Origin of the sequence: Nostoc sp., assembly GCF_036917755.1 — a bacterium.
GTDB lineage: Bacteria > Cyanobacteriota > Cyanobacteriia > Cyanobacteriales > Nostocaceae > Nostoc.
Genome location: NZ_JBALFC010000090.1, coordinates 48791 through 70997, shown reverse-complemented (window position 1 = coordinate 70997; position 22207 = coordinate 48791). Strand labels below are relative to the sequence as shown.

Genomic DNA, 22207 nt, shown 5'->3' with positions numbered 1-22207 from the left:
AATTTTGTTTGCTCCTAGAGATGATATTAATTACGATTTGCCGGATAGGTATTTGCTGCATATGTGATCAAAAGCACGCAAAATGATACAGCTACTAATAAACCAAAAAACACTCCCGTTCCCGTTGAAGCGAATTGTCCCTCGCCATAGGCAAGAAAGATATGTTGCATGAAAATACCTCACTATTGTTAATGGTTAGCTGAATTCGATAAATAAAGTATGAAGCGTAAAGGATGAATGATGAAGTAAGAACTCGGTACATGGCGGACTACGTGCCGCCACGCTAACGCCCATCATTAGCGTGAAAAATCTTTGAGCATAATTTCATAATTCATACTTCATCCTTCAGTTCGACCAGCCTATATTGATTCCCTCAAGCAAGATTGAAGAATTGGAAATCTGGAGAATGATTAACAAGAAAACGAAAAACAATAGCATTAAAACAGCCATGAATGGTGTGGTTCCCCAGCCAGGAGCAACTTTACCTGCTTCAGTATTTAAGTTTCTGAGAAAGTATTGCAAAGGTGCGATTTTTTTGGATTTAAACTTTTGTTGTTGCATGGCATGGATTGCTTTAAAGGATGAAGTATGAAGTTGACTGTTAACTGTCAGCAGTCAACAGTCAACTGTTTTATTTGGAAGTTCTTAAACAGATGGTTCCTGAGTTGAAGTTGAAGTTGAAGTTGAAGCTAAAGCCTTCTCTTTAGCCTTCTCCTTCTTGCGTGTGCTTAAATCTCCTACCTTCTGGAAGACACCAAACTCGACTTGTTCTTCCAAGTCTGCGTCAATTCCAGCAAAGACATCCCGGTATATGGTGCGAGAACCATGCCAAATGTGTCCGAAAAACCACACTAGGGCAAAACAAGCATGGAAAAAGGCAAAGAAGCCCCGGTTACTCGTCCGGAAAACTCCATCAGAGTTGTATCTCTGGCGGTCAAATTCAAAAACTTCACCGAGTTGAGCTTTGCGGGCATATTGCTTGACATTGAAGGGATCTGTAAAGGTTTGACCATCCAGTCTCCCACCCAAAAAGCTGACTGAAACCCCAGATTGCTCGAAGCTAAATTTTGATTCTGCTCGCCGGAAGGGAATATCGGCACGGACAATATCATCTTTATCTGTTAAGACGACAGGGAAATTTTCAAAGAAAGCCGGCATTCTTCGTACCGTTAATTCCCGACTTTCACTGTCTTTAAATACTGGATGACCGAGCCAATCTATAGCTAACCCATCGCCATCCACCATTCGACCAACTCGGAACAGACCGCCTTTGGCAGGATTATTGCCAATGTAATCGTAGAAAGCCAGCTTTGTGGGAATGGCTGACCAAGCTTCTGAAGGAGTTTTACCTTCATTCAAGCCAACTTGAACCCGCCTGTCAATCTCTTGTTTAAAGTAGTCTTGATCCCACTGGTAGCGAGTTGGTCCCCACAATTCTATAGGTGTGGTAGCACTGCCGTACCACATAGTACCAGTAGCTACAAAAGCTGCGAAAAAGAAAGTTGCCAGCCCACTGGCGAGAGCCGTTTCAATATTTCCCATCCGTAGTGCCCGATATAGCACCTCCGGCGGTCGAACAGCTAAATGGAACAGCGCACCGATAATGCCTACAACCCCTGCGGCAATGTGGTGAGCGACAACCCCACCCGGATTAAAAGGATTAAAGCCCTCTGGCCCCCACACCGGGGCGACAGGTTGCATATGCCCTGTTAAACCGTAGGGGTCGGAAACCCACATACCCGGCCCAAAAATGCCGGTTAGATGGAAAGCACCAAAACCAAAGCAGAGTAAACCAGCTAATAATAGATGAATACCAAAAATCTTAGGCAAATCTAAAACTGGTTTATCGGTTTCGGGGTCAAAGAATGTGGCGACATCCCAGTATACCCAGTGCCAGCAAGCAGCTAGGAATTCCAAACCGGAAAATACGATGTGAGCGATCGCTACAGTTTCAAATGTCCAAAAACCCGGATCGACAAAGTTTTCACCTGTAATGCTCCAGCCTTGCCAGGAATTTGTCACCCCCAAACGCGCCACAAAAGGCATTAAAAAACACCCCTGTCGCCACATGGGATTGAGTACTGGATCGCTGGGGTCGTATAGAGCCAGTTCATACAAAAGCATGGAACCGGCAAAGCCCGCACAAAGGGCATTGTGCATTAAGTGTACTGCTAGCAATCGTCCTGGGTCATTCAAGACCACTGTATGGACGCGATACCAAGGTAATCCCATTTGTTATGCTCCTTGTAAAAAGTTAGGAGAGACGCGATTAATCGCGTCTGTACAAGAGTTAGGAGTTTTGAATTCATGGCTCTTAACTTTTAGAAAAACAGTTGCAGGTATGTGCCTGATATGGATTTGGGAAAAAAGGTTTTCAACAACATTACAAGCACAGAAAAAAAGGCGATCGCAATATTCCCAACTATGGGAGCAATAATTTTCTGAAAATCTAATTTGGGCATGGGGCATTGGGTATTGGGCATTGGGCATTGGGCATTGGGTATTCTCCTTGTCTCTCTCATCTCCCTCATCTCCCTCTGCTCCCCAGTCCCAAATACCTAATCCAGTGGATTCATAGACCTAACTGGCTCGTCTTCACGCTCCAAACCTCTTTCAAAACCGGCGGCGGCGGCGCGGGCGCGTCCAGCGTGCCAAAGATGACCAACTAAGAACAGGAAAGCAAAGATAAAGTGTGCAGAAGCTAGCCAGGTACGTGGTGATACGAAGTTAAAAGCATTTATTTCGGTCGATACACCACCTACTGAGTTCAGAGAACCTAAAGGTGCATGAGTCATGTACTCTGCTGCGCGGCGAATTTGCCAGGGTTGAATGTCATGCTGAATCTTATCGATGTCTAGTCCGTTGACACCGCGCAATGGTTCTAGCCAAGGCGCCCTAGTATCCCAGAAGCGCATTGTTTCACCACCGAAGATGATTTCTCCTGTAGGCGATCGCATTAAATATTTACCTAAGCCTGTGGGGCCTTGAGCCGAAGCGACGTTCGCCCCCAATTTTTGGTCACGCACTAAGAAGGTCAAGGCTTGGGCTTGCGATGCTTCTGGGCCTGAAGGGCCGTAGAATTCACTGGGATAGGCAGTGTTATTAAACCAAATAAACATGGATGCAATTAAAGCTTGCCCAGCAACGTTACCTAAGCTTTGTGAAAGGTAAGCTTCACCCGACCAGGTAAAAATACCGTGAGTCCATTTAAAGGGCTTGGTGATAATATGCCAAATACCACCCAAAATTAGAAGGCTACCCATCCAAATATGACCGCCGACCAAATCCTCTAGGTTATTAACGCCAGCAATATTACCTGCACCACCTGTAATTCCTTTTAACAGATAACCAAAGATGATGCGGGGGTCGAGCGTGGGCTGGGTAACAAGGCGCACATCACCGCCGCCCGGTGCCCAAGTGTCGTATATGCCGCCCCAAAGCGTGGCTTTGCCGACAAGTAAGAACGCTGCCACACCCAAGGCGATTAGGTGATAGCCCAGGATACTAGTAACTTTGTCCTTATCACTCCAATCGAAATCAAAAAAGCCAGCTAGCTTTTCGGGGCCTCTGAGTGCATGATATAGACCACCAATACCTAAAACGGCAGAGCCAATCAAATGCGTCACAGCGATCGCAAAAAATGGGAAGACACTTGTAATTACTCCCCCCTGTCCCACACCAATACCCAATGTCGCGATGTGCGGCATCAAAATTAAGCCCTGGTCATACATCGGCTTGTCTGGGACATAGTGAGAGACTTCAAACAACAACATTGCTCCCGCCCAAAAAGCCACTATGCCTGCATGGGCGACGTGTGCGCCTAAAAACTTACCAGACAAGTTAATAAAACGGGCATTACCAGCCCACCAAGCATATCCGGTAGATGCTTGGTCACGACCTTCTGCTGCTGGGGCACTGATTTTCGGTTTAGTTGAAGAACGACCTAAAGAGGTTTCCATTTTTATTTGTCCTTTGACTTTTGTCCCTTTAGTTATGAGCGCCGGAAGTCGGCGCTCAGACTTCTCTCTTCGTCATTTGTCAATAACTAATGACTAATAACCAATGACCAATGACTAAAGTGCATTTCCACGAGGTAATACTTCTTCTGGAAACTGGAAGTGTTCGTGGGGTTGGTCTCCTTGCGCCATCCAGGCTCTAGCCCCTTCATTCAAGAGAATGTTTTTGGTATAAAACGTTTCAAATTCTGGGTCTTCTGCTGCTCGTATCTCTTGGCTAACAAAGTCGTATGCCCGCAAATTAAACGCCAAACCCACCATACCGATCGCACTCATCCACAAACCAGTTACCGGCACAAATAACATGAAGAAGTGCAGCCACCGCTTGTTAGAAAAGGCAATCCCAAAAATCTGCGACCAGTAGCGGTTTGCTGTCACCATTGAGTAAGTTTCTTCAGATTGGGTGGGGCTAAAGCCACTAAAAGTATTAAAACCTGTGGTGTCTTTAAACAAAGTATTTTCCACCGTGGCACCGTGTATTGCACACAACAATGCTCCGCCTAAGACACCTCCCACACCCATCATGTGGAAAGGGTTGAGGGTGTAGTTATGGAAAGCTTGAAAGAATAATAAAAAACGGAAAATTGCAGCTACCCCGAAGCTGGGAGCAAAAAACCAGCTAGATTGACCCAAAGGGTACATCAAGAATACAGAAACAAAAACGGCAATCGGTGCAGAAAAAGCGATCGCATTATAGGGACGAATGCCCACAGTTCGCGCAATTTCCATTTGCCGCAACATGAAACCCATTAAAGCAAGGACACCATGAAAGGCGACGAAATTCCACAAACCGCCAATTAGAAACCACCGCCTTAAATCTCCCTGAGCTTCCGGCCCCCACAGGAAAAGTAGGGAGTGACCCATACTATTTGCAGGAGTGGAAACCGCAGCAGTTAGGAAATTGCAACCTTCCAAGTAAGAGCTAACTATGCCGTGAGTGTACCAGGAAGTAACAAACGTTGTGCCAGTAAACCATCCCCCCAATGCCATATAGGAGCAAGGGAAGAGTAATAAACCAGACCAACCGATAAATACAAAGCGATCGCGTTTCAGCCAGTCATCAAGGACAGTAAACCATCCCCAGCCTGCGTAACCGCGTCGGAGAGCTATAGTCATATAATTTGTCCTTTGTAAATAACTAATGACCAATGACCAATGACTAATGACTAATGACCAATGATCAATGACAATTTACCAATCCGTCCGACCATTATTCTGAAAATAAGGAGGGCCCGGAGAGGCGAGAGTTTGAATGATATGATCGAAATAAGGAGTGGCGATCGCAGCATCCTCATCCCCCAAGAGTTCCCGTGCTGCTTCTTTGATACAGCGCACCGCCTCCACCCAATTGAAAATCGGAATTCCCAAAGATTGATACATTTCCTTCATTCCAATGGTGCCAATATCTTCCAAAGGTTGCTCATTCCCCGCCAAAATACAGTAAGCAACTAAACGGATATACCAACCTTGGTCGCGTTGACAGGAAGCAGTCTTCCTCATATTGCCACTATTACTGGGTGTCACCGGACACACCTTCCAGAACTTATCACTAGCTCGTTCTACCAATCGACTTTGGTTCTTTGCCAAAGTTGTAGCAATGCGAATCCGTTGTTCCCCCGAATCGCAAAAATTCTGAATCATCCGAATTTCTGCCGGGGTAGGATAACGCAATTCTTCATCAGCGTTCAGAATCACCTGCTTGACTAAACTCATAGCAATTTTGGATTTTAGATTTTAGATTTTGGATTTTGGATTTGGGCATTGGGCATTGGGAAAACACTTTCTTCATCCCCCTCATCCCCTTTCACAAATCGCTCACCTCTGGTTCTGCATAACTCAGTTCTGCTGACATTTCGACATTTAACTCATGTCCATTCGCGGACTCTAGCAAAAGTTGTACTTTGCCGTTGCGGTTGTTAGGAACAAATCGATCCAGTTGCGATTGCGATGAAAGCAGCGATTTTTCTGACATATTGAGAGCATGAGAAGCTGATGACTGTCGCATCGCCAAACCCCTTGGTGTTACATACCGCTCATAGGGAACCGTATCTTCACCAAAAACTTCAATGTATTCTGCACTGTCGATTATTTTGTCAATCAAAGCGTAGAAGCCCTGATTTGCACAGATATCGTAATAGCGATTCATTTCCTCACGTCCGTAAGTAGGACGACCCAACAACCGCCGATGGATGTATTCAATCGCTTTAGTTACATACAAAGGTTCCCAATAGGTTTTGCGGAATAATTTCGACTTAGCTAACTGACGAATAAACTCCCGCATCGTAATTTCGCCAGATAATAACTCTGACTCCACAACAGATGTTAAACGCTGACCTTCAAAAACATCGCGCCCAAATATCTGTCGATAAGCTGCCTGAATCACTGCTGATGATGAATTTTCCGTCAGGCTGATACTAAGTCCGGTGGGCAATTTTGGGCTAGAACCGTTTGTTTCATGACCATTCCGGTGATTTGTCTGTACTAGCTTCATCACCCTTCCCAAAGAGCCTGGAACTTGTCCAAAGCCTTCAGAACTAATCAGGATGCGACGATTATCTTTCCCAAAGGGTGCAGAATTGTGTAGAGTCGTTGCAGGCAAAGTCTCCACAGGAAAGATCGCACCGAACTGAATTTCTAGCGGGTCATTACCAGAACCATAGGGATGCTGATTGGGTAAAGGTTTCTGATACTTCCCAAAAAGGGTGAGAAACTGAGGAACTTTGCGAACAGAAGCGCTGTACTTTAACAATTCCAGTTGCGGTCCCCAATTGCGGCATTCTTGAGCTTCCTGACCTAAGCCGCGCAGGTATGGTACAGTTTCTTCTGTGAAATAATCAGCGTATTCTTGGGAATCTACCAACGCATCTATCAGCTTATGCAGACCACCTTTGGTAATAATGGCAAAGTATTCTTGAAACTCCGCCAGAGAACTCAACCCCCGTCCTAAAAAGTGACGCATCGCCAATTCGATAACGCGACTAATAGTAAACGGTTCATAGAATAAGCGGCGGTAGAGGCGGGATTTACCCAAGCGGCGGATAAACTCTTTCGTCGAGATTTGACCGCCTTTAACCTGAGATTCCAATTCACTAGCGGGAAAATCATAAGTTGCGGTGATATCGCGCTCAAAGACTTGACGATAAGCAGCTTGAATTGCCGCTTGCTTTTCCGTTTCTGATAGCACCGACTTGATCACAAATTTTAGTCGATGTTCTGCCGCGATCGCATAACTTTGAGGTAATACTAAACCTTGCTGTTCGTTAGAAACCCCAACCCTGAGTTTTACTGAGGGTTTTTCTGCTAAATATTCAGTTATCAATGTCTGAAAAGATTGCTTTATCAGTTCCCCCGCCTCAGCATTTTCTGGGAAGTAAGTAAGGGATTGGCGTTGCATTTCCTTGAGAGCAACCACAGTAGCATCCGTTACATCTTCTGGAATGACACCGCGTAATCCCCGAACATTAGCTGTCAGAATACTGTCATCTCCTGCAACTATGGCAAAAGTGATATAACGTAAGAACCATGCTAAATCTCGCATGGATCTTTTCATTCTCGTTGCCCCATAGCGAGAGATATTGATAAAGCGGAAACCCCCAGGAAGTGGTTCTCTATCAGTCAAAAGAGTCCGCGCTCGTTCCAACCAACCGCTCAAAGGATTAAAAAAGTTTAGATTGTCTGTTAAGTTGAGGCGTTCCTTACTAGAAGTAACACCACTTCTCCTCGCCGCCGTCAGGTAATCCTCAGCCACATAATAACCAGAACCAGGTAATCCCACAGGGTCTTGAGGCTTTTCCAGATAAGCCATCGGCGAACCACCATAAAAAATCCGGTTTGCTCCAGCAGACACAATTTCGTCTGCATTACGAGTCAATGTTTCCAGAATTTCTAACCGCTGATTACCAGAACTAAAAAATGCTCCTAGTTCCTCAACTTCAGTCTGCTTTAAATAGCGGTCTTGTTGTTCAGATTGCGAAATTACTGCAATAGGTAAAGTCTGATATCTTTGCGGGTAAGTAACAGGGCTACCACCACTTGCTTTTATATTCATTGTTAAAAAGGTAATTGGTAATTGGTAATAGTTAGAAGTTACAGCATAATTCAGAATTCAGAATTCAGAATTCAGAAGTAAAACAGGCTTTATACCTAGCTTTAAGACTTAGCTTGTGTACTTCATCAACTTGAAATCTGCTGTATTAATTCAAAATTCTTAACTCCTAACTCCTAACTCTTCCTTAAGGTGTCAACTCCTGAATTAAGTAGTCAAAGTAAGGTGCTAACTCCGCAGCATCTTCTAAATTAAAAAGGTCTAAAGAAACTTCTTTCAGACAACGAATTGCTATCACTAGATTGGGGAGTGGAATTTCTAAAGAGTTATACATTTCCTGAACCCCAATAGTGCCAATTTCTGCGAGCGGCTCGATATCTTGCAGCAGTATAGAATATGTAATCAGACGAATATACCAACCTTGGTCACGCAAACAGGAAGACCGATAAATTCTATTCCCACTATTACTGGGAGTATCATGACATCGTTCCCAAAACTTGAGACTTGCCTTTTCGACAATTTTTTCTTCATTTTCTGTCAGAGTTACAGCAATACGCAGCCGAGAAAATCCACCTTCATAAAAGTTGCGAATAGCGTTTAACTCACCAGGATTGAGATAGCGAGCTTCCCGATCAGCGCTAGCAATTGATTTTGTAATAATGCTCATAGGAGTGGGGAGTGGGGAGTGGGGAGTGGGGAATGGGGGAATGAGGAGGATGAGGAGGATGAGGGGGATGAGGGGGATGAGGAGGATGAGGGAGATGGATTGACTTTCAATTCCTAACTCCTAACTCTTAATTCCCTACTCCCTACTCCCTACTCCCTACTCCCTACTCCCCACTCCCCAATTATTTAGCTCAAGCCAGAAGCAATGTAGTCGAAATAGACACCCAGTTCTTTACCCGCATCAGCACCTACGATGCTTGTGGATACTTCTTTCAGGGCTTGCACCGAGCGGATAGTTGCACCAACAGGAACGCCCAAAGAGTTGTAAGTTTCTCTCAAGCCATTTAGAATCCGCTCATCAAGAATTGATGGATCACCAGCTAACATGGCATAGGTGGCGTAGCGCAGAAAATAATCTAAATCCCGGATACAAGCTGCATAACGACGGCAAGTATACATATTCCCACCAGGGCCAGTAATATCCGTGTAAAGTAGAGATTTAGCAACTGCTTTAGTGACAATATTTTTAGCATTGGCACTAACTGTGGTGGCTGCACGAGCACGGACTTCACCACTCTGGAAATAACTTTGCAGCTTGTCTAAAGAACTATTATCTAAGTATTTGCCTTGAACGTCAGAGGTATTAATCAAAGCAGTAATTGCATCTTGCATTATTTTTCTCCTAAATTTATTTCCGAAATATTGGTAATTAGCAGTTAGGAAAAGATGAAGTAAGAACTTACTTTTTTAAACTTCATACTTCATCCTTAACTTTCCTATGACAACGCTCTAATGATGTAGTCAAAATAAGGTCCGACTTCGACTGCATCTTCCTCACTCAGCAAAGATATGGCTTCATCTTTAACGCAGCGCATAGCCTCAACGATATTTCTGAGAGGAATTTCTAAATTGTTGTACATTTCCTTAATGCCAATCGTGCCAATTTCTTCCAGGGGTTTCTCACTGCCTGCTAAGATAGAATAGGCAACTAAGCGGACATACCAACCCTGGTCGCGTTGACAAGAAGCTGTCTTGCGCTCATTGCCGCTATTACTGGGAGTGTTAGGACACCGTTCCCAAAATTTTTGGCTACCATTTTGGACAATTTGTTGTTCGTTCTGTGATAATATTTTGGCAATGCGAATTCGCTGCTCTCCACTTTTCAAAAATTCTTGAAAAACTCTTAGCTCTTTGGGAGCAGGATAGCGAGATTCACTATCAGCATTCAAAATCAATTCTGTAACTATGCTCATTGTTTACTCTTGGTTATTTGTTAGTAGTTAGTAGTCAGCTGTTTTTCCACTGAACAATTGCCTAACCAGCAATTGCAGGCGCTTGAAGTGCAACTGGCACAGAATATGCTTCGCCACTAGCAAGATCCAATGGGAAGTTATGAGCATTGCGCTCGTGCATTACTTCAAAGCCCAAGTTTGCCCGATTCAAAACATCAGCCCAAGATGGAAGTACATGACCTTCAGAGTCGAGAATTGAGTTATTGAAGTTAAATCCGTTCAGGTTAAATCCCATTGTGCTGATACCTAGAGCTACAGCCCAAATGCAAACTACGGGCCAAGCTGCAAGGAAGAAATGGAGCGATCGGCTATTGTTAAAGCTGGCGTACTGGAAAATCAAACGACCAAAGTAGCCGTGCGCCGCAACAATGTTGTAAGTCTCTCCTTCTTGACCGAATTTATAACCAAGGTTCTGGGATTCTAATTCGGTGGTTTCACGTATCAAGCTAGATGTTACCAGTGAACCGTGCATGGCACAGAATAGTGAACCTCCAAGTACTCCAGCCACTCCCAACATATGGAAGGGATGCATCAAGATATTGTGTTCGGCTTGAAACACAAACATGAAATTGAAAGTACCACTGATACCCATAGGCAGACCATCAGAAAAACTGCCTTGTCCAATGGGATAAATCAAGAATACGGAGGTTGTAGCTGCCAACGGTGCGCTGTAGGCTACGCAAATCCAAGGACGCATACCAAGACGGTAAGATAATTCCCATTCACGCCCCATGTAACAACTAAGGGCAGGTATGTAATGAAATGCAATCATCTGGTAGGGGCCACCGTTGTATAGCCATTCGTCCATAGAAGAGGCTTCCCAGATGGGATAAAAATGTAAGCCTATAGCGTTGGACATGGGAACTACGGCGCCGGTAATGATGTTGTTACCGTAGAGTAGTGAACCAGCTACCGGTTCGCGGATACCGTCAATGTCAACTGGCGGCGCGGCGATGAAGGCGATGGTGAAGACGCAGAAGGAAACTCCCAAGAGGGGAATCATTAAGACACCAAACCAGCCGATATATAGCCGATTTTCAGTGCTAGTAACCCAATTACAGAACCTTTCCCAGGTTGGGAAACGGCGCCTCTCTCGTTGCAAAATCGTAGTCATAAATAATTCCAAATTCAAAAACTTCTTGTTTCTCGTTCCCAATCTCAGGCTGGGAATGCCTACAGGTGGGCTACTGCCTCATACTGGCGATCGCCGAAGGTAGAAACTCTCTGAATGCGTTCACAGTCTGACACTGGGAACGAGGAATCTAAAATGCTATGAAATGCACGTTCCCAAGTAATTTAAAATTCAAAACTCAACGGGATGGCTTCCCCTGTAGCTAAATCTTCAGAGAAGTTATAAACTCGGCGATCGCTTTCGCCTGCCACTTTTATCCCCAAATCAGCCCAATCAATTGTGTCTGCCCAAGTGTTAATAACTCGGCCTTGGCTTTTGATTTCTGGCTGATCAAATGTGAGTTTTTCAAAGTTAAATGCAGCGACATCAACCCCTAAGGCCGCAGACCAAATTCCTGCTACTGGAAAAGCCGCTAGGAAAAAATGCAATTTGCGAGAGTTAGGAAAACTTGCACGCCGCCATACCAACCGCCTCAGATAGAATTGAGCAGACCCAAAGTTGTAGGTTGGATGTTTTTGACCGAGTTTGTATCCGGTATTAATCGATTCTGAGTCGCTTTCTTTGGTACGAATCAAGGTCGATGTCACTAAAGAACCATGCATCGCACTCAGCATTGCACCACCTAATACCCCAATCACCCCTAACTGATGTAACGGACTCATCAGAATATTGTGATCTGCTTGAAACTGCAACATGAAGTTAAAAGTACCGGAAATCCCTAAAGGCATTCCCGCAGAAAAACTCCCTTGCCCAATTGGGTAAATTAAGAATACAGAGATGGCAGCAGCAACGGGAGCAGTGAACGCGAGAGAAATCCAGGGACGCATCCCTAAGCGATAGCTCAATTCCCATTCCCGATCTTGGTAACAGATGATGCTAATCAAAAAGTGCAGCACAATCATCTGATAAGGACCGCCACTGTAAAGCCACTCATCAAAAGAAGCAGCTTCCCAAATTGGGTAAAAGTGCAAACCAATTGCAGCTGATGTGGGTACTACGGCGGCTGAAATGATATTATTGCCGTCGAATAAAGAACCGGAAATTGGTGAACCCATTCCGCCCATATCTACGGGCGGAGCGGCAATAAAGGCAATGATGAAAACGGTGGCTGCCGTTAAAATAGTAGGAATCATCAGTATGCCAAACCAGCCAATATATAGCCGATTTTCAGTACTCGTCACCCATGAACAAAACTTTTCCCATAAACTAATCTTCTCGCGTCTTTCTAAGATGTTTGTTGCTATTGTTTGAAGATTGTGATTTGCAGGCGTAACCCGCGCCTCATGACAGTTAACGTCGGCGGTAGCCGCCGCTCTCACTACCTCATTTACGCTAACAGTCGAAGTTGCAATTATGCTGTCTGACTTTGGCGCCATCTTAATAGATCCTTGCATAATTAAATAGAAATTCTCTATCGCCACAGTTTCTAAAACCGGAGACAACAGAATAATCTTTTGCACTCAAACCAAAGCCTCTGAGACAAAAACTACTTCAAGGTCGATGTCAAGGAAGATAATAAAAAAACATGAAGAACCAATGAAGGAAGTTGATATCTTCACATAAGTTAACAATATTCATCAGAAAGGTCAGAGGGGAAAGACCTAGCCCTGGCCTCTTCAATGACGGCTCTAGAAATAGATAGAGGCATTAAAAAATGAATATATAAGTCACGTTTAAATTATCAAAATAAGTAAAGAAATGTAAATTTGCTTGAAGCTGTATAAGTTTTGGATCAGAGAACAGTCAATAATAAACCTATTGCAAAAATACTTGAACTGCCAGAACCGCCAGTGACTTAAGTCACTGCCTAATAGCAAAAGTCCGTTTCAACGGACTAAAACTACTGTCATAAGTCGGTTGAAACCGACTTGAGCTATTACCGAAAATAAACTTTCGGGCGGTTTTTCGACTTTTATAAGAGGTCTAATGATTTTCAAATAAACTTGTTCACCACAGATGCTAGTACTGCAAGGCCGAATTCGTAATTCGTAATGACGCTTGAACGCGAACAGCATGTCGTAGACAAGACTCACTAACGTAATTCGTAATTCATATACCTTAAGGGTTTCATTGATTTTCAATGATTGCTCTATTTGCGCCGTGCTGTGCTAGTAGTAGATGAAGTCCTAGTGTTTAGGTACAGTAGGGTGATATTGAATGAGAATTTTACTAGTTGAAGATGACGAGTGTATCACCAAAACACTTGAAAGTGTCCTTGGTAATCAACACTATGTAGTTGATATTGCTGCTGATGGTCTGCTTGGTTGGGAGCTAGTAGAAGCTTTTAGCTATGACTTAATTTTGCTAGATGTCATTCTGCCCAAATTGGACGGCATAAAATTTTGTCAGAGGTTACGTTCCCATAATTATCAAACACCTATAATGCTACTGACAGGCCAAAATTCTAGCACTCACAAAGTGATGGGATTAGATGCCGGAGCAGATGATTATGTTGTTAAACCTTTTGAACTATCGGAATTATTAGCTCGAATTCGCGTTTTATTGCGGCGACGAAATTCACCCATTTTGTCAGTGATGAAATGGGAAAAACTGCGTATTGACCCTGGTAGCTGTGAAGTGACTTATGGTTCTCATAGTTTGAATTTAACGCCTAAAGAGTATCGTTTACTGGAGCTTTTTCTTCGTAACGAGCATATTGTCTTCAGCCGCAGTGAAATTTTAGACCACCTCTGGTCTGTAGAAGAAGCACCTAAAGAAGATACGGTGACATCTCACATCAAGGGTTTGCGGCAAAAACTAACGCAAGCTGGCGCACCAACTGATTTTATTGAAACAGTCTATGGTTTGGGTTATCGTCTGAAAGTATTTGCAGATGAAGAAAAACCTTCTGTAGCCTCAAGACAAATAAAAAAAAGCCAAAGCAAGAGGAAGCCACAGATTAGGGAAGCATTAGCAGTTGTGTGGGAGAAGTTGAAAGTACACAGTAGCGATCGCTTAGAAATTCTACAACAAGCCTCACTCGAATTACAAGCTAACAATCTCTCTGAAGAATTACGGCAAAAAGCATATCATGCAGCACATAAGTTAGGGGGAGCTTTGGGGATTTTTGGCTTTGCGGAAGGTTCACGTCTGGCTAAACACATAGAGCAAATATTGCTATCCCAAATTACTCTTGACCAAAATGAGGCATTGCGTCTTCGCCATTTAGTAGAACTTCTTTCTGGAGAACTAGAGCAGCCTGCATTTAGAGAATTGGATAAAGTACTTTGTCATTATGTTGTAGACGATGAAAATAATTGATACAGCAGAATTCAGAATTCAGGAGTCAGAGGATGTTTTAAAAGTGTTTGGCGGTGATTTTAGGCGCTTAATGATCCCCCCTAGCCCCCCTTAAAAAGGGGGGAACCAGAATCAAAGTCCCCCAATTTATCGGGGGATTTAGGGGGATCTAGAACGTTTTGCTACCGACAAGAGGACTTTTAAAACATCCTCTCAGGAGTCAGAATTCAGAAGTAAAACAGGCTTTATACCTGGCTTTGAGACGAATCGTTGTGTACTTCACTTTCCTTGAAATCTGCTGTAATTTTAATTCATAATTACAAGCCCCTAAATTTATGATCATGTTGGTCAATTTACGAGGGGTTAAACCTCATACCTAAAATCTTGGTTTTGCGTTGCTTTCCCGCCCGACAATAAATTGCGGGCTAATAGCTAAAGTGCGTTGAAACGCACTGAAATTAAAGAAATTAAGATGGATTAAGGCTGATGGGTTAGACCCGCTATCAATTTGCCAACATATCATTTATTTATGGGGATTGTTAATTTGAATTTTGAATTTTGAATTTTGAATTCGGAGCAAAGCGACGTGACTTTCTCGGTTTGCCGCTATCTGAGGACAACTGACAAATGACAAAAGACAAAAAACAAAAGCCGATCGACTCCTTGGAAGCGCTGTTACATCGGATGATGAACCGCATTCGTCAATCCCTAGAGTTGCCAGCAATCCTCTCAGGAACGGTTGCTGAAGTACGTACATTCTTGGGGACTGACCGCGTTAAAGTGTATCGTTTTGATCCAGATGCTAGCGGTGAGGTTGTGGCTGAGTCGGTTAACTGCGATCGCTTACCATCTCTATTAGGACAACACTTTCCGGCTGAGGATATTCCACTTGAAGCTCGGAAGTTGTTTCTGAAAGCTCGTCAGCGCTCAATTGTGGATGTTGCAGCCCAGCAAATTGGGCTGAGTCCCTTAGATAGTCTAGAAACGACCGAGCCACTTGATGAAAATAATATGCGGTTTCGACTCGTAGACCCATGTCATGTAGAATACCTCACCTCAATGGGAGTGCAGTCTTCTCTAGTTGTGCCAATTTTGCATCGTAACCAATTATGGGGGTTGTTGGTATCTCATCACAGTTCACCCCGACAGGTGAGCGAGCGGGAATTACAGGTAGTGCAACTGGTTGCAGATCAATTATCAATTGCGATCGCTCAAAATACCCTCCTCGAACAAACCCGCGCCCAAGCTGACCAAGAAGCCACAATTAACCGCGTGGCCAAGCTACTGCATTCCATGACCGAAATGCAGTTACAACAAGCGCTGGAGTTGACTGTATCTGCTTTACAGTCTGCTGGCGGCAGAATTTATATTGCTCCCCAAAACCCAGGTGAGGCGGCTCAGGTGTTTAGCTGTGGGGATTGGGGAATGGGGCAGCGAGGGGGTGGGGGAGTGGGGGAGTGGGGGAGTGGGGGAGTGAGGGAATGGGGGAGGAGGGGAGCAGGGGGAGATGAGGGAGATGAGGGAGATGAGGAGCAAAGAATAACAATGCCCAATGCCCCATGCCCAATGCCCAATGCCCCATGCCCAATGCCCAATGCCCCATGCCCAATGCCCAATGCCCAATGCCCAATTCCCAATGCCCAATGCCCAATTCCCAATGCCCCCATCCTCTTCGAGGAACATCCCGGTTGGCAAGAGTGGTTAAACATGGAGGCGACTGTTGGGAAGGGAAAACTAGTGTGGGCAATTACTGATTTACATCGGGCTGCACTACAGTCAGACTTGGCACAGGCGTTTTTTGATGCTGGGATTCGCAGCTTATTGGTTATTTGCTTGCAATATCGGCAGCAGATATTGGGTTACTTGAGTATTTTTCGCCATGAAATAGACACAGAAACTCTGTGGGCGCGACGACCTGACCGCAATAATGCGCGACATCAACGCCCGGTTCAATCCTTTGAAGCATGGCGAGAGTTAAAGCGGAGTCAAGCCCAAGAATGGAAAACCGCAGAAATTGAACTCGCCCAAGCTTTGGGCAGTCACTTTGCGATGGCAATTCATCAATATGAACTGTATCAGAAAGTTCACGTACTCAATGCTGACTTACAGAGAGATATTGAAGAACGCAAGCAGGCAGAGAAAAAAATCTCTGCCTTGAATGCCGAACTAGAGGAGCGAGTACAGGAGCGAACGGCGGAGTTACAGCGTGCTAATGAAAGATTGCTGCGGGAAATGAGCGAACGCGAACAGGCACTACGCGATCGCCAGCAAACACAAGCCTCTCTAGAACGCCTCAGCCGACAGAGCGAGTTAATTTTGAACTCCGCAGGTGAGGGAATTTACGGTTTAAATTCCCAAGGTAACATCACCTTTGTCAATCCAGCAGCAGCCAGAATGCTTTTATCTGGGGTGAAAGAACTAAAAAATCACTTTATGCACGGAATTGTAAAACATTCCCAGCCCGACGGCGCTCCCTATTGCTGGGAAGAAAATCCGATTCGCGCCACTCTGGAAACTGGGGCAGTACAACATATTTCTGATGACATATTTTATCGTTGTGATGGGTCGAAATTTCCAGTCGAGTATGTAAGCACACCTATTAGAGAACAAGGCGATATTGTCGGAGCAGTAGTCATATTTAAAGATATTACCGAGCGACAGATAGTCGAGCGAATGAAGGATGAGTTTGTCTCAGTGGTAAGTCACGAACTACGGACACCTCTCACCTCAATTCGCAGCGCTTTAGGTTTACTAGCGCGTGGTTCCTTAAATGATCAACCAAAAAAAAGCCAGAGGATGCTGGAAATTGCCTTTGATAACACGAACCGTTTGGTGCGTCTGATTAACGACATCCTTGATATTGAACGCATCAATTCCGGCAAAGCAACGATGTATAAACAGACCTGCAATGCAGCTGACTTGATGAGTCAAGCAGTGGACGAAATGCGGGCAATGGCCGAAAGAGCAGAGATTAAGCTAGAATTAACGCCCCTTTCAGTGCAGCTATGGGCAGATTCAGACCGGATCATCCAGACACTCACGAACTTACTCAGCAACGCGATTAAATTTTCATCTCCAGGTTTTACAGTTTGGTTGAGCGCCCAAGTAGAGACTAGGAAAGAAATAAATACAGAAGTCACAAAAGGGATTAGTTCTTCCTCTGACCCTTGCCACTCCAACATCCTATTCCAGCTAAAAGACCAGGGGCGAGGAATTCCTGAGGATAAATTAGAAAAGATTTTTGACCGTTTTCAGCAAGTCGATGCCTCTAACTCGCGTCATCAAGGGGGAACTGGCTTGGGATTAGCAATCTGTCGCAGCATTATACAACAGCACGGAGGGCAGATTTGGGCAGAAAGTATTTTAGGGGAAGGTAGTACATTTTATTTCACATTACCTATTAATCATTAAAGAAGTCGGAAATCGGAAGTCGGAAGTCGGAAGTAAAGTTTTGTAATGAAGAGAAGTTTGTGGGGACGGTTTCCGACTCGCATTACTTCGGGGGATTTAACCGCAACACAAAACTTGCCGCTTGATAGAAGCTCAAGCAACTTAAACCCACGGAATTTGTTAAATAGATAAACGATGAAAAACACTTTCGGCAAATCTAAAATTTAAAATCCAAAATGGTATAACAAATGAACAAGCGTATCTTGATTATTGATGATGAAGAAGATATCCGAGAAACCACTCAGATATGTCTAGAGATAGCTAATGAATGGCAAGTGGTGACAGCTGGTTCTGGTAAAGAAGGTTTGCTCAAAGCTGCTTGTGAACATCCAGATGTGATTCTCTTAGACGTAATGATGCCGGATATGGATGGGTTGACGACATTGGAGAATCTGCAAGCAAATCCTCAAACCCAAAATATTCCCGTGATTTTATTAACAGCAAAAGCACAGGCTGCCGAACAGCGTCACTTTACTCAACTCAAAGTGGCGGCAGTAATTACTAAGCCTTACGATCCCTTTACTCTGTCTGAACAAGTTGCACAGGCGTTGATAGTTAATAGTTATAGGGAGTAGGGAGTAGGGAGTAGGGAGTAGGGAGTAGGGAAAAGAAATTTTCATTGCTCTTTGTGATCTGTTAGGGAATTTTGCCAGATAAGTAAGTAGGCGTGAATAATTAAAGGCTTGTAGTCAGCGCCTCTATCCCGATTTTCCGGGCTGGAGCCGCTTACTACGAGCCAATTTAATTAAATTTACATTGCGTAACATAGTTTAATTTATTCTTGCCTACTTACTTATCTATTCTTCATTAGTTTTTCATATTTTTTGCCTACCCTATAAAAAAAGAAGAAGCTGGCAATATACGCAAGCCAGAAGATTCTAAGCTGGAAGGTAAATATTAATTGTGAAAACCCGACGCATCTTACTGATTGAGAATAAAAATGCTATTCGGGAAGTAACTCAGCTTTGCTTGGAGACAGTAGAAGGCTGGGAGGTACTGACGGCGGTATCGAGCCAAGAAGCGATCGCTAAAACAAAGACGCAAAAAGTTGATGTTATCCTTGTGGATCTGGATACTTTTGTCTCCGATAGAGACTTATCTACAATTTTGCACCAACTACAGAATAACTCCGTAACCCAAGATATACCTGTAATTTTGTTAACGACTACATTATCATCTCAAGAACTAGAGCAATTTGGTAAATTGGGGGTGAGAATTGCGATCGCTAAACCTTTTGATTTAATGACTCTAGCTAGCCAAGTTTCAGCAGTGCTGGGCTGGAACCGATAATCAACCACAGTTAACTACATATAGTAGGACTCGTATTTAATTTTTGAAAAAAATCAGTACACCCCGAAAAGGCTTCTTCCCCACTCCCCGCCTACGCAAATAATTATGGCTACGCCACGCTGCGCGAACAAAAATCAAAGCAGACTACTATATATGTAACCTTTCATTAAGAAAGTATTTTCCTTCATAGGTTCTTCATTTTTATTTCCTATTCTCGTCCAAAGAAAGAGTTTTTCAGCTACTTATTGCTCTTGAGTTACCTTTGTTTCGCTAATCTAGCGTCACTGGTTAGTCAATCGCTGGCTTTTTTCTCTGCTGTTAAATCATTAAACTGAAACTCATCTAAATTGCATAACTTATCAGAAAGACATTCTTAAGTTCTTATTGCATCTAAGCTTGTAGAGAATTTTCTTTCTGATATTATGCAGCTTCAATGTGGAACAGTTTACCAATAAACAAAACTCAAAGTTGTAAATTCTTGCTTCAGTTAGTTATTAGTTGGTCAGCGACTACCAACTAATAACTAACTACTTATAGAGAAACTTTGAGCAGAGTAAAGTTCTCATTTCTTTCACGGAAAAGGGAGAATTTCAATGACAATTACTCCTGAGCGAGAGCAAAAGGTAAGGGTTGAGGTTGATAACGATCCGGTGGCAACTTCATTTAAGAAGTGGTCGGAACCAGGACACTTTGACCGCACCCTTGTCAGAGGTCCCAAAACCACCACTTGGATTTGGAACCTCCACGCACTCGCCCACGATTTTGATACTCATACCAGCGATTTACAAGACGTATCGCGCAAAATCTTCGCCGCTCACTTCGGACACTTAGCTGTAGTCTTTATCTGGTTGAGCGGTATGTATTTTCATGGCGCTCGCTTTTCCAATTTTGAATCTTGGATGGCGAACCCGACTGCCATTAAACCCAGCGCCCAAGTTGTCTGGCCGATATTTGGTCAAGAAATTTTGAATGCAGATGTGGGCGGCGGCTTCCACGGTATTCAAATTACCTCTGGACTCTTCCAGATGTGGCGTGGGCAAGGTTTTACTAATACCTACCAGCTATATTGCACCGCCATTGGTGCCTTGGTGATGGCAGCAGTGATGCTGTTTGCTGGCTGGTTCCACTACCATAAACGCGCTCCCAAGCTAGAGTGGTTCCTGAATTGGGAGTCAATGATGAACCACCACCTGGCAGGGCTTTTAGGCTTGGGTTCTTTGGGTTGGACAGGACACCTGATTCATGTTGCCTCACCAACTAACAAGTTGTTAGATGCTGGGGTAGCTCTAGGAGACATTCCTTTACCCCACGAATTCATCTTGAATTCCAAGTTGATGGATCAGCTCTATCCCAGTGCAAGTTGGGGTTTCGTTTCGGGTGTAGTGCCTTTCTTCACCTTGCAGTGGGGAAATTTTGCTGACTTCCTGACCTTTAAGGGCGGTCTGAACCCCGTGACGGGCGGCTTATGGTTAACAGATATAGCACACCATCATTTAGCGATCGCAGTGCTATTCATCATTGCCGGCCATTTCTACCGCACGAATTGGGGCATCGGCCACGACTTCAAGGAACTGCTCGATGATGCCAGAACTCCGAAGATGCTGCCATTATTCAGCTTTATTGGGCCTGTCGGTCATAAAGGCCTCGATAAAATTTTCGAGACTTCCTGGCACGCTAATCTATCTATCCACCTAGTACAGTTTGGGACAGCCAGCCTCCTTGTGGCGCACCACATGTACGCGATGCCCCCTTATCCTTATCTGGCAACGGATTATGCGACCGTTACATCGCTATTCACCCACCACGTATGGATTGCAGGTTTCTGCATTGTTGGGGGCGCGGCTCACGCAGGCATCTTCATGGTACGGGACTACAATCCAGCCGACCATGTCAACAACGTGTTGGATCGGACGATCCGCCACCGCGATGCAATCATCTCCCACCTAGCTTGGGTATGTCAATTCCTGGGCTTCCATAGCTTTGCGATGTACTGTCACAACGACACCATGCGGGCTTTTGGTCGTCCCCAAGATATGTTCTCGGATACGGGAATTCAGTTGCAGCCAGTGTTTGCTCAGTGGATACAACACATCCAGACGATGACCATCGGAAATCCAGCTCTCCAAGCTGCTGCACCTCTGGGTAATGCTTTCGGTGGCTTGCGGGGTCTGGAACTGGGCGGATTGGGAACTGCTGCACCTAATTTGCACGAACCTGTCAGCTATGCATGGGGCGGCGGTATTGTGGCAGTGGCTGGCAAAGTGGCGATGATGCCCATTAGTTTGGGTACTGCGGATTTTATGATTCACCACATTCACGCCTTCACAATTCACGTCACTGTTTTAGTACTGCTGAAGGGTGTGTTGTTTGCCCGCAGTTCGCGTTTAGTTCCAGATAAAGCTAATTTGGGCTTCCGCTTCCCCTGTGACGGCCCGGGACGAGGCGGTACTTGCCAGGTATCAGCTTGGGATCATGTTTTCCTGGGTCTGTTCTGGATGTATAACTCCTTGTCAATGGTGATTTTCCACTTCTTCTGGAAGATGCAGTCGGATGTCTGGGGGACGGTAGATGCAGATGGGGTAGTGACGCACATTACGGGCGGAAACTTTGCCCAATCATCGATTACCAATAACGGCTGGTTGCGTGATTTCCTCTGGGCGCAGGCGACGCAAGTAATCACATCCTACAATTCAGCACTTTCGGGCTACGGCTTAATGTTCTTAGCGGGACACTTCGTTTTTGGCTTTAGTCTGATGTTCCTGTTTAGTGGTCGTGGCTACTGGCAAGAATTAATCGAATCAATTGTTTGGGCGCACAACAAGTTGAAAATTGCCCCTGCTATTCAGCCTCGCGCTTTGAGCATCACTCATGGTCGGGCTGTGGGGGTCGCTCATTACCTTTTGGGAGGAATTGTCACCACTTGGGCGTTCTTCTCGGCGCGAATGTCGGCATTGGGATGATACTCCTTTTGTTCGCCTAACCAGGAGGCAGGAGGCAAGGGAGCAGGGGGCAGGGGGAGAAATAGTATTAACATCTTCCTCATCTTCCTCATCCAGAAGGCAACCTCATTTCCTGT

General features: G+C 44.6%; 17 protein-coding genes. 5 read left to right on the top strand and 12 right to left on the bottom strand.

Annotated features, from left to right (window positions below):
- Positions 1 to 345 precede the first annotated feature (345 nt).
- The 12 genes from psbH to V7L05_RS19475 all read right to left on the bottom strand — a co-directional run bounded on the left by psbH (position 346) and on the right by V7L05_RS19475 (position 12611).
- Positions 346 to 561 (bottom strand): photosystem II reaction center phosphoprotein PsbH, encoded by a 216-nt coding sequence (gene psbH / locus V7L05_RS19530; protein WP_335166395.1) that lies wholly within the window; start codon positions 559 to 561, stop codon positions 346 to 348.
- Between the two features lie 84 nt (positions 562 to 645).
- Positions 646 to 2232: a photosystem II chlorophyll-binding protein CP47 gene (gene psbB / locus V7L05_RS19525; protein ID WP_335166393.1), complete on the bottom strand. Its 1587-nt coding sequence runs from the start codon at positions 2230 to 2232 to the stop codon at positions 646 to 648.
- Between the two features lie 89 nt (positions 2233 to 2321).
- A complete protein-coding gene (locus V7L05_RS19520; RefSeq protein ID WP_335166391.1) occupies positions 2322 to 2522 on the bottom strand; it encodes a hypothetical protein in 201 nt (66 codons plus the stop codon).
- A 36-nt stretch (positions 2523 to 2558) separates the two neighbouring features.
- Positions 2559 to 3959: a photosystem II reaction center protein CP43 gene (gene psbC / locus V7L05_RS19515; protein WP_335166390.1), complete on the bottom strand. Its 1401-nt coding sequence runs from the start codon at positions 3957 to 3959 to the stop codon at positions 2559 to 2561.
- Between the two features lie 114 nt (positions 3960 to 4073).
- Positions 4074 to 5132, bottom strand: a complete 1059-nt coding sequence (gene psbD / locus V7L05_RS19510; RefSeq protein WP_335166388.1) for a photosystem II D2 protein (photosystem q(a) protein) — start codon at positions 5130 to 5132, stop codon at positions 4074 to 4076.
- Positions 5133 to 5207: 75 nt separating this feature from the next.
- Positions 5208 to 5729 carry an allophycocyanin subunit alpha-B gene (apcD, locus tag V7L05_RS19505; RefSeq protein WP_334945871.1) on the bottom strand — a complete coding sequence of 174 codons (522 nt, stop codon included), beginning with the start codon at positions 5727 to 5729 and terminating at the stop codon, positions 5208 to 5210.
- Between the two features lie 91 nt (positions 5730 to 5820).
- Positions 5821 to 8064 (bottom strand): phycobilisome rod-core linker polypeptide, encoded by a 2244-nt coding sequence (locus V7L05_RS19500; protein WP_335166386.1) that lies wholly within the window; start codon positions 8062 to 8064, stop codon positions 5821 to 5823.
- 184 nt (positions 8065 to 8248) lie between these two features.
- Entirely contained in the window at positions 8249 to 8728 is a 480-nt protein-coding gene (gene apcD / locus V7L05_RS19495) for an allophycocyanin subunit alpha-B (protein ID WP_335166385.1), read from the bottom strand.
- A gap of 185 nt (positions 8729 to 8913) precedes the next feature.
- Positions 8914 to 9399 (bottom strand): allophycocyanin subunit beta, encoded by a 486-nt coding sequence (locus tag V7L05_RS19490; protein ID WP_335166383.1) that lies wholly within the window; start codon positions 9397 to 9399, stop codon positions 8914 to 8916.
- A 104-nt stretch (positions 9400 to 9503) separates the two neighbouring features.
- Complete coding sequence (apcD, locus tag V7L05_RS19485) at positions 9504 to 9980, bottom strand: allophycocyanin subunit alpha-B (RefSeq protein ID WP_335166381.1); 477 nt, start codon at positions 9978 to 9980, stop codon at positions 9504 to 9506.
- 61 nt (positions 9981 to 10041) lie between these two features.
- Positions 10042 to 11133 (bottom strand): photosystem II q(b) protein, encoded by a 1092-nt coding sequence (gene psbA, locus V7L05_RS19480; protein WP_335166380.1) that lies wholly within the window; start codon positions 11131 to 11133, stop codon positions 10042 to 10044.
- A 182-nt stretch (positions 11134 to 11315) separates the two neighbouring features.
- Entirely contained in the window at positions 11316 to 12611 is a 1296-nt protein-coding gene (locus tag V7L05_RS19475) for a photosystem II q(b) protein (RefSeq protein WP_335166379.1), read from the bottom strand.
- Positions 12612 to 13308: 697 nt separating this feature from the next.
- On the opposite strand from V7L05_RS19475, the gene V7L05_RS19470 reads away from it, so the two are divergent.
- From V7L05_RS19470 to psaA, 5 genes are all read left to right on the top strand, one after another.
- On the top strand, positions 13309 to 14412 hold the full coding sequence (locus tag V7L05_RS19470) for a response regulator (protein ID WP_335166377.1): 1104 nt from the start codon (positions 13309 to 13311) through the stop codon (positions 14410 to 14412).
- Between the two features lie 606 nt (positions 14413 to 15018).
- Entirely contained in the window at positions 15019 to 17802 is a 2784-nt protein-coding gene (locus V7L05_RS19465) for an ATP-binding protein (protein ID WP_335166376.1), read from the top strand.
- Between the two features lie 227 nt (positions 17803 to 18029).
- On the top strand, positions 18030 to 18416 hold the full coding sequence (locus V7L05_RS19460; RefSeq protein WP_335166374.1) for a response regulator: 387 nt from the start codon (positions 18030 to 18032) through the stop codon (positions 18414 to 18416).
- 328 nt (positions 18417 to 18744) lie between these two features.
- Positions 18745 to 19131, top strand: a complete 387-nt coding sequence (locus V7L05_RS19455; RefSeq protein WP_335166372.1) for a response regulator — start codon at positions 18745 to 18747, stop codon at positions 19129 to 19131.
- Positions 19132 to 19724: 593 nt separating this feature from the next.
- Positions 19725 to 22091 carry a photosystem I core protein PsaA gene (psaA, locus tag V7L05_RS19450; RefSeq protein ID WP_335166370.1) on the top strand — a complete coding sequence of 789 codons (2367 nt, stop codon included), beginning with the start codon at positions 19725 to 19727 and terminating at the stop codon, positions 22089 to 22091.
- Positions 22092 to 22207: the final 116 nt, after the last annotated feature.

Coding starts and splice junctions, on each gene's coding strand:
- psbH (WP_335166395.1), bottom strand. CDS start 561: ATGCAACAACAAAAGTTTAAATCCAAAAAAATCGCACCTTTGCAATAC.
- psbA (WP_335166380.1), bottom strand. CDS start 11,133: ATGACTACGATTTTGCAACGAGAGAGGCGCCGTTTCCCAACCTGGGAA.
- psbB (WP_335166393.1), bottom strand. CDS start 2,232: ATGGGATTACCTTGGTATCGCGTCCATACAGTGGTCTTGAATGACCCA.
- V7L05_RS19460 (WP_335166374.1), top strand. CDS start 18,030: ATGAACAAGCGTATCTTGATTATTGATGATGAAGAAGATATCCGAGAA.
- apcD (WP_335166385.1), bottom strand. CDS start 8,728: ATGAGCATTATTACAAAATCAATTGCTAGCGCTGATCGGGAAGCTCGC.
- apcD (WP_335166381.1), bottom strand. CDS start 9,980: ATGAGCATAGTTACAGAATTGATTTTGAATGCTGATAGTGAATCTCGC.
- V7L05_RS19500 (WP_335166386.1), bottom strand. CDS start 8,064: ATGAATATAAAAGCAAGTGGTGGTAGCCCTGTTACTTACCCGCAAAGA.
- V7L05_RS19490 (WP_335166383.1), bottom strand. CDS start 9,399: ATGCAAGATGCAATTACTGCTTTGATTAATACCTCTGACGTTCAAGGC.
- apcD (WP_334945871.1), bottom strand. CDS start 5,729: ATGAGTTTAGTCAAGCAGGTGATTCTGAACGCTGATGAAGAATTGCGT.
- psbD (WP_335166388.1), bottom strand. CDS start 5,132: ATGACTATAGCTCTCCGACGCGGTTACGCAGGCTGGGGATGGTTTACT.
- V7L05_RS19520 (WP_335166391.1), bottom strand. CDS start 2,522: ATGAGAGAGACAAGGAGAATACCCAATGCCCAATGCCCAATGCCCAAT.
- V7L05_RS19465 (WP_335166376.1), top strand. CDS start 15,019: ATGACAAAAGACAAAAAACAAAAGCCGATCGACTCCTTGGAAGCGCTG.
- psaA (WP_335166370.1), top strand. CDS start 19,725: ATGACAATTACTCCTGAGCGAGAGCAAAAGGTAAGGGTTGAGGTTGAT.
- psbC (WP_335166390.1), bottom strand. CDS start 3,959: ATGGAAACCTCTTTAGGTCGTTCTTCAACTAAACCGAAAATCAGTGCC.
- V7L05_RS19470 (WP_335166377.1), top strand. CDS start 13,309: ATGAGAATTTTACTAGTTGAAGATGACGAGTGTATCACCAAAACACTT.